Here is a 13,717-nt window from a genome sequence, read left to right as displayed (position 1 = left end):
ACGATGGTATTGCACCGACCTGAGAGCCAGAACCGGCCCCGAACGAGCGGTCGTCCGGTGCTGGTCTCATCAGTACCGGATCGGTGCCGGGCTCCACAGACCCGACCGCGTCGCGGTTCCCAGGTCCAGCTCGGCCACCACAGCGGGTTCACCGAACGGCTGGTACCGCACCAGCGAACCCCAGTCCCGGCCGATGTCGCCCTCGAGGTACGACGGCACCGTGGTCTTGTCCAGTGCGACCTCGATCCAGCCCAGCGGTCCGCCACCGAACGCGTCGGACCAGGCGCCGACCGCAGCAGACAGATCGGCACCCGGCGCGATCCGCCACTTCGGGATCTCGGCGACGCCGTACTCGTGGCCGAACGGACGCTGGCAGGGAAAGGCCAGGCCGTTGGTCCAGTCGATCTGCACCGGATCGGTGCTGCCGACCATGGTCTGCAGGGTTTGCAGGTGCGGGGTCCGGGGCGGGGTCACCGCGATGAAGCTGTCCTGCGCGAGGTTCTCGTCCTTGGCCACGATCCGGATCGCCGTGGTCTCGGCAGGGAACGAACTGCGGTAGGTGCGCAGGTCACGCCACGACGGGCGGGGGCCCGGATCGATCATGTCGACCTCACCGGCCACCTCGTAGTCGGTGTCCGTGGTGCCGGAGCCGGTGGAGTACTCCATCTTGAAGTGCTCGATGTCGAACTGACCGGCCACCGCGATGGTCACCAGCGGGGTGTCGGCGCTGCGCGGTGGCAGTCGGTACCAGGACGAGGTCAGATACGACGGGAACTGGTCGTTTTGCGAGTGGCTGCCGAGGACCGGGGTCTTCATCGGGTCGAGCCCGAACGGCAACTTCGCGGTGCTGCCGTTGATCCCGGCCTCGTCCGCTTCGCCGCCGCCGGTTCCGCCGGCGTTGGAGTTGAGGACATCCGGCGACGCCGCGACATTGCCGCCGAGGACGCCGAGGCTGCCCGCGCTGGCAGTTGAGTTGAGCGTCAGCGGCAGGCCGTTGGGCGTGAAACCTGATGTCGCCGGGGGTACCGAGCCGGGGGCCTGGGTTCCGTAGAGACCCCCGACGATGTTGCCGTCGACGGGCTCGAGCAGATCCGCAGAGGGATCGGGTTCCACGAGGACCTTGTCGGCCATCGCGCAGACGTCACCTCTCAGTGCGTCGACGTTCGACGACGGGACCGAGAACGACCCGCTCTGTTTCACCCCGGAGGCGACGGACGTGACCATCAGGAAGACGACGACGAACACACCCGCGACGGCCAGCGGAGAGGCAGCGAGGGTGCCCACCCACCGTCGGCGGGGTTTGGTGGTGTCCGTGGTGCCTGTCTCCGATTCCCGGAACGGTTCACGGAAGTGGAACCAGAAGGCGGCCACGAGCGCCAGCACGCACAGGTACAGCATCAGGCTGCCGAGTGCGACGCCGATGCGGACGGGCAGTGCGCCCCACGGCATACCCCAGTTGGAGACGTAGAAGGACGCGTTGGGTGCGGTGAACGACAGACCGGTGATGAACAGGACCAGTGCGATGAACAGCATCCGGTTGCGCCGGGCATGCATGGCCTCGGAGCTCACGGCGATGGCGGCGATGGCAGCCAGCGCCGCGGCCAGACCCGCGAACACACCGAACTGATGCGTCCACTTGGTGGGGGTGAACATCAGGAAGATCAGCGACGCGAACGTGATGCCGACGATGCGCCGCGACGGCCCCAGCGCGGTGCCGGGGATCCGGCTCTTGCGGATCAGCATCGCTCCCGAGACCACGAGGCCGACGAGCATCGAGAGCACGGCGAACCGTCGCCCGACCGAACCGTTGGCCGAGAACTCGAACAAGGCGGTGTAGCGGTCGAACTCGTTGAACCACTTCAGCGATGGGCCCAGCGCGGTCTTCATGCTGGTCGACTGGGTGAAGGCCGCCAGCGTGAGGTCGGAGAAGACCACGAAGATCACCGAGACCCCCGCGGCGCCCACCGGGGCGAGCATCGCGAGGTAGCTCCGGAATCCGCCTCCGATCACCTTGGCCCGCTTGATGAGGGCCATCACCATCGGCCGGGCGCCGGCGATCAACGCGGCGACGGCCATCAGACCGGTCGGGCCGGCAGCGAGACTGAAAGCACCGATGGTGCAGGCCACGGCGGCCGGCAGTATTCGTCCGGTGGCGATGGCACGTTCGACGGAACACCAGGTGAGCAGGGCTCCCAGGCAGATGATCGGTTCGGGCCGCAGACCGTTGTTGAACGGGAACCACGACGCCATGAATACAAACGCCGCGGTCCAGCCGACGATGGGCTTGGTGATGGCCGCGCGTCCGAGCCGAGGCAGGACCTCGTGAGAGATGATGAGCCACACCAGGATTCCGCAGACCAAGGCGGGCAGACGCATCCACGGACTGGCAGTGGTGACGTGCGCGAGCCAGCCGAAGATCTGGTAATACCAGCCGAACGGCGCCTCGGGCGCGCCGTACCAGCGGTAGTAGTTGGCGGTGTAGCCCGCGTCGTCGGCGACCCGCGACATGGTCAGTATGTAGCCGTCGTCGGAGGTGTTGATGCCGACGATGTGCCAGATCACCAGTCCGCCGATGACCACGGCATCCCGGGCGTTGAAACGCCACCAGTTCTGTGGCAGGAATCGCCGGTGTTTGCGGCCGTCGGTTCCGTCGAGGACGGCGAGTGCGCCGAGCGAGATCACCGTCAGCACCACGCCGACCGTGATGGCCATCCACTTCAGCACGGTGGGGGCCGTGGTGTAGCGGTCGTCGATGGTGGCGTGCGCCGTCAGTTCGGGCTGGGTATCGGCGGCACCGGTGAGGTCGGTGTAGATGCCGGTCAGCTGGGGGCGTTGGTCGCCGTCGGTGATTTCCCCGAACAGCGGATCGCCATCGCCGTCGGTCATGCCGACGAACTCGGCCCGCACCGACTCATAGGTCGCAGTGACGTCGATGCGCTGGCAGTCCTGCGATCGGATCTGCGCGAGTGTCGCGTAGGCGACCGGGGTGTTGCGGACCACGACCTCGACGACCTGGCGGTCCAGCGCGTCGGTGGCCTGCCCGGCCTTACGGATGAACAGGCCCCGGGCGACGGCCTTCTCGGCGTCCTTCGGGAGCGTCGAGACCAGGACGGTCTGACCCTCTTGGGTCAGTTCGTCGATGGCCGAGCAGGGCACCGAGATCTGGAGATCGACGGGGACATAAGACACCAGCGGAGCCAGGACCGACTGCAGCTTGTTCTGCTGCGGCCAGTTCAGGTCGGCGGTCGTCTGGCTGACCGGGAGCAGCGGCGTGAGCAGCGCAAGAAAGATTCCCGCGAGACCCGCGACGATCGCGGTGAGCTTCGCGATGCGAACCCGGTCTCGGCTCGAGGTGCCGACAGACGGCGGCGTGTTGTCTTTGTCGGCGGCATCTGGCACAAGGTCAGATGCTATCGGTCGGCGTGTGTCGGATTGACCGGCGGTCGCGTGGCGCGCAATACACTTCACACAATGAGTGAGAAAGTGGGCGCGATGACCGAAAAGCTGCCTGTTCTGTTGCTGAACGGACCGAATCTCAACACGCTCGGGACCCGGCAGCCGGAGATCTACGGTTCCGACTCCCTGGACGACGTGGTGGCGCTCGCGACCGCGACCGCCGCCGAGTACGGCTTTGCCGTCGATGCCCGGCAGACGAACCACGAGGGCGAGATGCTCGAGTGGATACAGCAGTCCCGCGGACAGATCAGCGGGATCGTGATCAATCCGGCCGCCTGGACCCACACCTCCATCGCACTGCGCGATGCCCTGGTGATCCCCGAGGTGCCGGTGATCGAGGTCCACATCAGCAACGTGCACGCCCGCGAAGAATTCCGGCACACATCGTATGTGTCGCCGATCGCTTCTGGCGTGATCGCGGGCCTCGGAATTCGGGGCTATGAGTTCGCGATCCGGCGGATCGTCGACCTGGTCGGTGAAGGCTCCGGGTCTGCCGCTTGACGGACACTGTGGCGAGGGTCACAGGGGGTGGCGCAGAATGGTGTCAACTGGGGGGGAAGTAAGTGGAACTGGACATGTTCCACCAGTTCAGGTGCCCCGGACACGCCGCGCGGGAAGGTAGTAGCGAGCTCCTCGGTTATGATCCAGCAGAGTCTTTGCGCCCATCCGGGCGCCGAATATGTATGGAGTTGTGCCGGGCCGTGATGTGAGCGCGGTAGTTTCGCGTTTGGCTCCGAGTTATCGGGGCCGGCGTTTCTGGGTTGTCTAGGTGTGTGGAGGTTCTATGCGGGAGTTTTGCGTATGACGCTCCGCGATGACCGCCGACCCATCACCGCCGACCCGAAGGGCGGCGCGTTGGACGCCGCAGATGTCGACTCCGCAACGTTCGATTCGGCCGAGTTCGACACTTATGAATCAGAACTCGTACAAACCGGATTCCGGGCATTCGCCACCCGGGTCAACCGTTATCTCGCCAGACCGCGTTGGTGGCTCGAAGTCCTCATCCTCGGTGGCCTGTACGCAGTTTATTCTTTGATCCGCAACAGTGTCGGGGACGTGGCCGATCAGGCCTACCGCAACGCAAATCACATTCTCCGCTTCGAGGATGCCTGGCACATGGCGCTCGAGCGGCCATTGAATGAACTTGTCCACACCACGGGGTGGCTGGCCAACCTCGTTGCCCTGCAATACGCGACCCTGCACTTCTGGGTCACCCCGGCCGTCCTGATCTGGCTGATGTTCCGCCGTAAGCAGTATTACCGCAAGGTCAGTGGGGTACTGGTCCTCACGACAGGCCTGGCGCTGATCGGCTTCTACTGCATGCCCACCGCGCCGCCGCGACTGCTCGCCGACGAGGGTTTTGTCGACGTCATGGCGCAGACCGCGTCGTGGGGTTGGTGGCCTGCGTCCGGCGCACCCGGAAGCGATGCGATCTCCAATCAGTTCGCGGCCATGCCGTCATTGCACTGCGCTTGGGCGACCTGGTGTGGAGTGGTGCTGTTCTTCTTGGCGAAGTGGAAGTGGCTGCGGATTGTCGGCCTGCTCTACCCGCTCACCACGTACTTCGTGGTGATGGGTTCGGGTAACCACTTCATCCTCGACGTGGTCGCCGGCGTCGGACTGTTGGCCGTCGCCGCCCTGATCATTTACGCACCCGCTCTCCTACGTTGGTGGCGCCGCCGATCGGCGGCCACGCCGACCAGGGCCGGAGTGCCGCTCGGATGAGTCTTCCGGTGGCCAAGCCACTGTGGCGTTGGCGGCCTCTCTTGCCGATGGCGTTGGCAGTGGTGGCAATCGTGTCGCTATGGCTTGCGCATCCGACGGTGGGCGATCTGCAGGCGGCCATCGCCCGCGAAGAGGCGGCTCGATCGGGTGTCGGACTCGGCTATTGGTTTGGTTGGTACGGCGGCGTGTCCCCGGGCAGCTATTCACTCATCGTCCCGGCGCTGTCGACGGTCACCGGATCGTTGCTACTGCTGTGTCTGGCAACCGCGGCGATCGTCGGGCTGTCGATTCCGTTGTCCAAAGGTGCCACCCACCCCACGGTGTTGATGTGGGCGATCACCGCGGCGGCCGTCCTCAACATGTTGTCGGGACGGGTCGCGTTCTCGGTGGGCGCCGCGATCGCGTTGGCCTCGATTGTTGCGCTCAAGCGAAACCTTCTGCCGCTCACGGCCATCGGACTGCTGGTCGCCGGTCTGGCGAGTCCACTGGCACCTGCGTTTGTGGGCTTGGCGGCGTTGCCGTTCGCCTTCGGGAAAGACGCCCGCGCACGCAAGGCATGGTGGGTACTCGGCGGTGGCGCACTCGGCGTCGGTGTCCCGTTTGTCATGTTTGGTGCCCCTGGCGCGCAGGGTTTCCCGGTCACCACGTTGTTCTGGGTGTTGGCGATCGCAGCCGGCGCCGCATTCGCACTGACGATCCCCCCTGCCCGATGGATCGTGCCGTTGTCGACCGGCGTGGCAATCCTCATGTTCCTCGTGCCGACGGGCATCGGTTCCAACCTGAGCCGGTTCTTCTGCCTGGTGCTGCCGTGCATCTGCCTGTTCTATTCGAAGAAGTCGTTGAAGTTCCTGGCGATCGCCCTGGCGCCGGCAGTGGTATATGCGGTGTTCGTGGCGTCCGCGGATCAGGTGGTCGGTGCGGATTCCGGACAGAGCGAAACCTCGTACACCCCGCTGCAGAGCCTACTGCTCACGCAACCGGAGATCGAGAATCATCGAGTTGAACTCGTCGATGCCCAAACGCACGCGGGCGCACACAAACTCGGTCTCGACATCAAACTCGCACGCGGTTGGGAGAACCAATCCGATTCCCGGTACAACCCAATCTTCTATGAGAAAGATGCGTTGACGCCGGAGTCGTACCGGCAATGGCTGGCCGAGAACGCAGTGGCGTTTGTTGCCGTCTCCGCCGAACCGTTGCGGCAGTTGAAGAACGAGGCCGCGCTCGTCAAGGACGGTCTCCCATATCTGGACCGGATGTGGGGCAATGACGACTGGACCCTCTATCGCGTCGAGGATCCGCAACCGATCGTGCCGCTACCGCTCACCATCGTCGATTCGTCGCCCTCCAAGCTCATCCTGAACGTGCCGAACGCACAGCCACATCCGATGCAGTTGCGCTACAACAAGTACCTGGTCGCGCGAAGTACCGTCGACGAGTCGGTGTTCGCGTGCATCCAGGAGACCGAGGACGGCTGGATCGCTCTCCAGGCAATGGTGCCCGGTGAGTACACCCTCGAAGGCCTGCTGTCGGTCCGAGGTGTGGTCGGTGCCCAACCCGACGGCTGCGGCGAATCCTGATCCCCACCCCCACCCCCCACCACCCGTCGAGCGTGCCTCTATCGCCATCCACCGGGCCGTAAACGGCTACAGATGTTGGGCTTTGGCACGTTCGGCGATCAGAAGGGCACGGTCGACGGCAGATGGGGCACGGTCGATGACGGGTGCGTGTTAGTTACGGACGACCAACACAAACGGGCCGATGTTGGTGACCGTGAACCTCGGGTCGTCGAATACGTTGGGGTTGAACGTCACCGTGTATCGCCGGACGTTGGGGTCGTTGGGGTAGACGTCCTCGGCCAGGCGCAGTGCGTAGCCTTCTGCGCTGTACCGGAACAGGAAGACCGTCGGCGGACGCCACGGTGAGGAGTCCAACTGCTCGATCAGGCTGTCGGACGTCTCGGCTTCTGACCACGTCTCGATCGCTGCAGCACGTTTGTCGAACTCAGCCAACGGGTTTGCGTAGTGCGACGTCAGACCTTGGAATCCCAGGTAGGGGTAGATCGACAAGAATCCGTAGTCGGCGGTCAGCACCACGGTGTCGGACTGGGGTCGGCCGGTCTGGTCACCGATGACGTCGTTGATCTCCGGGAAATACGCCTGCGCGCCGGGCGGCCGTTGATCGGCGCGTTCCCCGTAGCCGTCGGTGTCGGTGTAAGCGACGGTGATCTCGGCGGCGAGGTGATTCGGGATGCTCTGTCCCACAGCGATTGCGGCGAGTGCGGCCAGAACTGCGATCGCGGTGCGCACGTCGCCGAAGCGGCGGACCGCGTACCCGGCCAGTTCGGCGAAGCCGTAGACCCCGGCCACTCCCAGGACCACGGCGAGTACCGGCTCCATACGGAACGAGAGCAGGGTGGTGCCGGCCGCGGTCAGCGCCATCGACAGCAGACAGAACAGATAGATGGCAAAGACGGTGATGCCGTAGGTCAGCGCGACGGTGCGGGTGCGGAACCGCAGGACGATCCAGATCAAGCCGACCATCGTCAGGGCACCGATCAGCGACCAATGCAGCATCGGCGTCGGCAGCACTGCGCCGGAGCCCGGCAGATAGTGCTCGGCGGTGCCACCGGAGGCGGGCTTGTTCCCGAGTCGATCAATCAGGTACGGCGCCCAGACGATCAAGGCGACCAGGCCGGCGATGAACCCCATCGCCACGAGGCGCAGCCCGTGGTCGCGGGCGGCGTGCCATCGCGATGATCGGACCTCGCTCGGCGGAGTTGTCTTGTTGGACTGCTGATACCAGGCCGCCGCCGTCAGGTAGACCGCCATCAGGACCGTGGTCATGGCGAACAGGCCGGTGTAGAGCGTGTAGAAAGTGGCGCTCAGGCCGAGAAAGAGACCACCGGCCAGGATCGCCGGTCGACTGCCGGACCGCAGGCCGTGCAGGATCGTGATCAGTATCGGTGCGCCGATGATCACCAGGACTGCGGCATAGGGTTCGGGGCTGACGTACATCAACGTCAGAACCGTTGAAGCCAGGGTGACCGCGATCGCCCGATCGGTGCGGATCATGCGCTGCCACAACGCCATCGCGATTGCTGCGGCCACCGCGATCGAGATGATCGCCCACGGCTTGAACGCTTCCCAGCCGGGTTGCCCGGTGAGACTGGCGTAGCGCCCGCCGAGCCAGAACCAGCCGGCCGGATAGTACGGCGGCAGGTCGGCGTACGTCATGTCCGCGAGATGTGGGCTGTCGGTCAGCCGGGTGAGATATTCGGTCCGGAACTGTTGATCGACCGAGATCCCGAACAGGTAGAGCCTGGTGGCACCCAGCGGCATCGCGAGGGTGACCGCCGCAAACGCTGAGATACCCACCCACGACAGGGGTTTGACCAACCGGCCGGCTTTGCCGGACCGCGAGAGCACCACCGCGATCAGCAAGATGACGATCGCCGCCACCTGGCCGGTGGTGGTGAGTGCGGTCGCGACGTTCGACGAGTTGAACGCCGGCCAGTCGACCTTGGAGATCGCTGCCAGTCCCGCGCCCGAGACCACCAGGGCCACGATGGCCGCGCCGATCAGATCCCCTATCGATGACAGATGGGTCCGCATCATCGGCTCAGATGGGGAGTTTGCGGAATATCGGACGCGGGATGTGGCGCAGGATGATCATCACAAAGCGGAAAGGTCCCGGTGCCCAGACCAATTCCTTGCCCTTGTCGGCGGAGGTCACGGCCAGTTTGGCCACGTCTTCCTTGTTGACCGTCAGTGGCGCTTCCTTGACATGGGCCGACAGCCGGGTGCGGACCATGCCCGGGCGGATGACGAGGACGCGAATGTTGTGCTCGCGCAGCGCCTCGCCGAGTCCGAGGTAGAAGCCGTCGAGGCCGGCCTTGGTGGAGCCGTACACAAAGTTGCTGCGCCGCACGCGCTCTCCGGCCACCGAGCTCATCGCGATGATCTGGCCGTGGCCCTGCTCGCGCATCTTCTGGCCGAGCAGCACGCCGACGGAGACCGCGGCGGTGTAGTTGATGTTCGCGGTGAACACGGCCTTGCGCTGGTCTTGCCAGACTTCTTCATCGACACCCTGGACCCCGAACGCGACGATGGCGACATCGATGTCGCCGCCGGCGAATGCCTGATCGATGACGGCCGGGTGGGTGTCGGGCGTGAGGGCGTCGAAGTCGATGCGCTCGACCGACGACGCGCCGGCCGCTTTCATGGTCTCCACGGCCGCCTCTCCGGCGGGGTCGCCGGGCATGGTGGCCAGGACCACCCGCATCGGGCCCTTCTTGAGGTACTCCGCGGTGATGGCCAGCCCGATCTCGGAGCTACCGCCGAGAACGAGCACGGACTTGGGTACGCCTACGGCGTTGATCATGAGTGTTCCTTCACTGGGGGTTGAAAGTGTTTGTGGCTCAGGCCAGTTCGAGGCGGCGAGCCATGTCCGAGATGAACACCCCGGTGGGATCGATCCGGCGCCGGGTGGCGATCCACGAATCGATCTGGGGGTACATGGCGTGGAAGTTCTGTGCCGATGTACGCGAATCCTTGGCCGTGTACAGGCGTCCTCCCATGGCCATCACCCGGCGGTCGAGTTCGTTCAGGTACTCGCCGAGCCCGTGCTTCACCGGGAAGTCGAGGCAGACGTTCCAGCCGCGGAACGGGAAGCTCAGCGGAGCCTGGTTGCCCTCACCGAACAGCTTGATCACGTTGAGGAAGCTGACGTGACCCGAGGCCTGGATATCGGCGATGATCGATTTGAATTCATCCTCATTGCCGGTGGGCACGATGAATTGATATTGCGTGAATCCGCCGGTGCGTCCGTAGGCGCGATTCCATTCACCGAAGATATCTAGAATGTGGTAGAACTGCGCCAAATTCTTGACCTGACCGGTTTTGTTCGACCCCATCCGGTAGTAGGCCTCGCCGACTATCGAGAAGTCGAACTTGTTGGCCAGGCCGTTCGGGAAGATGTCCGGGAACGTCACCAGCGGCTTGCCGTTGAACTTCAGCGGATCCTTCTGCAGCTTGGCCGGCAGTTGGTCCAAGGTGGCGAGGTTGCCGCGGCTGAATGACCCGCGCCCGAGCTTCGGTGGCTTGCTGATCGAGTCGAACCAGCCCGATGCGTATTCGTAGCCGTCTTCGAAGCCGTCTTCGAGGTGCAGCGCGATGGTCTCGTCGAGGCTCGCCGTGGTGGCGGTGTCGGCGATGAAGTAGGCACTCTCGGTGCGTTTCATCTGCACTTTCGCCCGGAGGATGATGCCGGTCAGGCCGATGCCCGCGACCGTGGCCCAGAAGAGTTCACCCTGGGGATCGTCGGAGCTTCCGGACGGTGTCAGGGTGAGGATGCGACCGTCGGCGACCAGCAGCGTGATCTCGACCACGTGCTGGCCGAAACTGCCGGCGCTGTGGTGGTTCTTGCCGTGGATGTCGTGGGCGATGGCGCCGCCGATGGTGACCTGGCGGGTGCCCGGCAACACCGGAACCCACAGGCCGAAGGGCAGGGCCACGGCCATGAGGTCGTCGAGCGAGACGCCGGCGTCGAGGTCGACGATCCCGGTGGTGTCGTCGATCGAGTGGATGCGCTTGAGCTGCGTCATGTCGATGGTCAGGCCACCGATGTTCTGCGCGGACTCGTTGTACGAACGTCCCAGACCGCGCGCGATGACGCCGCGACGCAGGTAGGACGGCTTGTCGGCATTTGCATCGGCAACCTGCGCGACAGCCTTGGCGATCACCTCGACATCAGGTGTGGCCAGCACGTGTCCCTCGATCGGCGTCGTGCGGCTCCAGCCGACGAGCTTGCGGGTTTCAATGGGCAATTCAGCTGTAGACATCGGTTCAGAGACTACCTGGGGCGAAGCGGTGGCCCGCGGAGTCTGTATGACAACCAGCGATGGTAGGAATCAGGGTATGACCACACGATGGGTGTTCATCACCGGAGCGGCCGCGGGGATCGGACGTCAGACCGCGCTGACCTTCGCACGCAGGGGATATGCGATCGGAGCCTATGACATCGACGATGCCGGACTGGCCACGCTCGCCACGGAGATCGAGGCAGCTGGCGGGCAGATCGTCACCGGCCATCTCGATGTGACCGACTCCGATGAGTTCGGCCGGCGGCTCGATGAGTTCGCCGGGCACAGCGGCGGACGACTCGATGTGCTGCTGAACAACGCCGGGATCCTCCTGGCCGGGGCGTTCGAGGACATCTCGTTGGCTGCTCAGCAACGCCAGATCGACATCAACGTCAAAGGCGTGACGAACGGCTGCCACCGGGCGTTCCGTCATCTGAAGAACACCCCCGGCTCGGTGGTGGTCAACATGGCGTCGGCCTCGGCGATCTACGGACAGGCCGAACTCGCGTCGTACAGCGCCACCAAGTTCTACGTCCGCGGACTCACCGAGGCCCTCGACATCGAATGGGGCGCCCATGGCATCCGGGTGATCGCGATGTGGCCGCTGTTCGTCCAGACCGCGATGACCGAAAACGTGTCGACGGGCACCACCGACTCGCTGGGGATTCGCCTGGGACCGCAGGATGTGGCCGATGCGATCGTGGCCGCGGTGGAGGAGACCCGGATAGACAAACTCATCCACCGGGTCCACTACGCGGTGGGTACCCAGACCAAGGCGATGTCGGTGGGGTCGCGGTTCTCCCCGGCTTGGCTGACCCGACTGGTCAACAAACGCCTCGCACACTCCTAGCGAAACTGCTTCAGCGTTCGAGCACCGCAGCGGCGGCATTGTGGCCGGGTATGCCGCTGACGCCGCCGCCGCGACGAGCTCCGGCCCCCGCGATGAGGAGCCGGGGATGCGCCGTTTCGACACCCCAGGTACCCACGGTGTCGACGGTCGGCGCCCACGGCCATTGCAGCGGCCGGTGAAAGATGTTGCCGCCGGGCAATCCGACGGCGTCCTCCAACTCCAGCGGGGTCTTCGCCTCGATACACGGATCGCCGTTGATGTCGGTCGCGATGACATCGGCGATGGGTTCGTCGAGGACGGAGTCCAGCGCGGCCAGAGTTGCTTGTACGGCTTGATCTTTCGCGTCGGCCGAGGTGAACAACTGCGGTGGCATGTGCAGGCCGAACAGTGTGAGGGTGTGCATCCCGGTGAGCGACGATCCGAGAATGCTCGGGTCCGACAGGGTGTGACAGTAGATCTCGCACGGCGGTGTGGTGGGGATGGAACCGGCCGCGGCCTCCCGGTGTGACTGGGCGAGTGCTTCGAAACCCTCGTGGATGTGGAACGTGCCGGAGAACGCGACCCCTGGCGCGACGGTGTGATCCCGCAGTTTCGGCAGCCGGCGGAGCAGCACGTTGATCTTGAGCTGCGCGCCGTGAGGCGGGGGGCCACCGACCGCCGGTGTGTCGAGCAAGCTGTCGAGGACCGCCGGTGCGCATGCGGCGTGGATGTACTCGGCGGCCGCGGCGCCACCCGGCCAGCCGACCCGTCCGCCGTCGGTATCGACCGCGGCGACCTCGATGCCGGTCCGGATCTCCGCGCCGGCCGCGACCGCAGCCGCGGCCAGTGCGCCCGACACGGCGCCCATGCCACCGACCGGCACATCCCAGTCGCCGGTGCCACCACCGATCAGGTGATAGAGCAGACAGATGTTCTGCAGGAGTGACGGGTCGTACAGGTCTGCGAAGGTGCCGATCAACCCGTCTGTCGCGACGATGCCACGCACGACGTCGTCGGTGAAGGCGCCGTCGATGATGGTGCCGAGCGGTGTGGTCGTGAGCTGTTCCCACAGATCCATCGCGTCGAGGTCGGTCGCGGCGATCGATGCCATCTCGTCGGCGCTCAGCAGTGGACGCAACATCGTCGGGAAGACACCCTCGGCGATGGTGGCCATCGCGCCGTAGAAGTTCTGCCAGGCCGCGTGGTCGCGGTCGGAACCGGTGGCGGCGCGGAACGAGGCGGCTGTTGCCACGTCGTCGGCGGTGTCCACCAGGAGTCCGCGGGTCGGGTCGGCGGGCAACGGTGTGTAGGACGAATACCGTCGCCGGATCAGCGTGATGTCGAGGTCGAGATCGGTGATGATCTGGCGGGGCATCAGCGACACCAGATACGAGTAGCGGGAGAGCCTGGCGTCCATGCCGGGGAAGGGGCGGGCAGAGACCGTTGCCCCGCCGATGTGGTCCGACCGCTCGAGAACCAGCACCTTGCGTCCGGCGCGGGCGAGGTAGGCGGCCGCGGTGAGCCCGTTGTGACCGGCACCGATCACGATGTCGTCGTATGTCTCCATGGGGCCATGATGCCGTGTCCGCCAATTGTGTGAATTATCTCGAAATTGAAGTATTCACCTGGTTCAAAATGGAAATCCCAGATAACTCTCAGCTATCGCTGCGTGGATTGAATATTCCGCGATGTAATGTATTCGTGATATGCATTCTCGTCAGTGACGAAGTGAATGGGAAAGGTGACCATGGGATCGTGGGGAATCGGGGTCTTCGACAACGACGCAGCTGTCGGCTGGGCTGATCGCTTCGATCGCTCCGCTCCGGCGGCGCGGATCACGGTGG

General features: G+C 65.0%; 10 protein-coding genes. 5 read left to right on the top strand and 5 right to left on the bottom strand.

Annotation, left to right across the window (positions count from 1 at the left end; all coding sequences use genetic code 11):
- Nucleotides 1-69 precede the first annotated feature (69 nt).
- On the bottom strand, nt 70-3,399 hold the full coding sequence (locus VIQ49_RS11860) for an arabinosyltransferase domain-containing protein (RefSeq protein WP_331884729.1): 3,330 nt from the start codon (nt 3,397-3,399) through the stop codon (nt 70-72).
- Between the two features lie 72 nt (nt 3,400-3,471).
- Here VIQ49_RS11860 and aroQ point away from each other — a divergent pair, with 72 nt between their 5' ends.
- From aroQ to VIQ49_RS11845, 3 genes are all read left to right on the top strand, one after another.
- Complete coding sequence (aroQ, locus tag VIQ49_RS11855; RefSeq protein WP_331884727.1) at nt 3,472-3,957, top strand: type II 3-dehydroquinate dehydratase; 486 nt, start codon at nt 3,472-3,474, stop codon at nt 3,955-3,957.
- Between the two features lie 300 nt (nt 3,958-4,257).
- Nucleotides 4,258-5,181, top strand: a complete 924-nt coding sequence (locus tag VIQ49_RS11850) for a phosphatase PAP2 family protein (protein ID WP_331884725.1) — start codon at nt 4,258-4,260, stop codon at nt 5,179-5,181.
- An 8-nt stretch (nt 5,182-5,189) separates the two neighbouring features.
- Entirely contained in the window at nt 5,190-6,761 is a 1,572-nt protein-coding gene (locus VIQ49_RS11845) for a hypothetical protein (protein ID WP_331884723.1), read from the top strand.
- A gap of 150 nt (nt 6,762-6,911) precedes the next feature.
- Here the strand turns inward: VIQ49_RS11845 and VIQ49_RS11840 are convergent, their stop codons facing one another.
- From VIQ49_RS11840 to VIQ49_RS11830, 3 genes are read right to left on the bottom strand one after another with little or no spacing between them, the layout of a single operon-like run.
- Nucleotides 6,912-8,798, bottom strand: a complete 1,887-nt coding sequence (locus tag VIQ49_RS11840) for a galactan 5-O-arabinofuranosyltransferase (RefSeq protein ID WP_331884721.1) — start codon at nt 8,796-8,798, stop codon at nt 6,912-6,914.
- 4 nt (nt 8,799-8,802) lie between these two features.
- Nucleotides 8,803-9,564 (bottom strand): decaprenylphospho-beta-D-erythro-pentofuranosid-2-ulose 2-reductase, encoded by a 762-nt coding sequence (locus tag VIQ49_RS11835; RefSeq protein ID WP_331884719.1) that lies wholly within the window; start codon nt 9,562-9,564, stop codon nt 8,803-8,805.
- A gap of 37 nt (nt 9,565-9,601) precedes the next feature.
- Complete coding sequence (locus tag VIQ49_RS11830; RefSeq protein ID WP_331884717.1) at nt 9,602-11,023, bottom strand: FAD-binding oxidoreductase; 1,422 nt, start codon at nt 11,021-11,023, stop codon at nt 9,602-9,604.
- A 76-nt stretch (nt 11,024-11,099) separates the two neighbouring features.
- On the opposite strand from VIQ49_RS11830, the gene VIQ49_RS11825 reads away from it, so the two are divergent.
- Entirely contained in the window at nt 11,100-11,894 is a 795-nt protein-coding gene (locus VIQ49_RS11825) for an SDR family oxidoreductase (RefSeq protein WP_331884715.1), read from the top strand.
- Nucleotides 11,895-11,904: 10 nt separating this feature from the next.
- Here the strand turns inward: VIQ49_RS11825 and VIQ49_RS11820 are convergent, their stop codons facing one another.
- On the bottom strand, nt 11,905-13,440 hold the full coding sequence (locus VIQ49_RS11820) for an NAD(P)/FAD-dependent oxidoreductase (RefSeq protein WP_331884713.1): 1,536 nt from the start codon (nt 13,438-13,440) through the stop codon (nt 11,905-11,907).
- Between the two features lie 165 nt (nt 13,441-13,605).
- Between VIQ49_RS11820 and VIQ49_RS28930 the strand changes: the two genes are divergently transcribed.
- Nucleotides 13,606-13,717, top strand: a 112-nt coding sequence (locus VIQ49_RS28930) for a DUF4259 domain-containing protein (protein WP_414731622.1), incomplete at its 3' end; no start/stop codon positions are given.

Origin of the sequence: Williamsia sp., from assembly GCF_036566845.1 — a bacterium.
GTDB lineage: Bacteria > Actinomycetota > Actinomycetes > Mycobacteriales > Mycobacteriaceae > Williamsia.
This window is presented reverse-complemented; position numbering and strand designations above follow the sequence as displayed.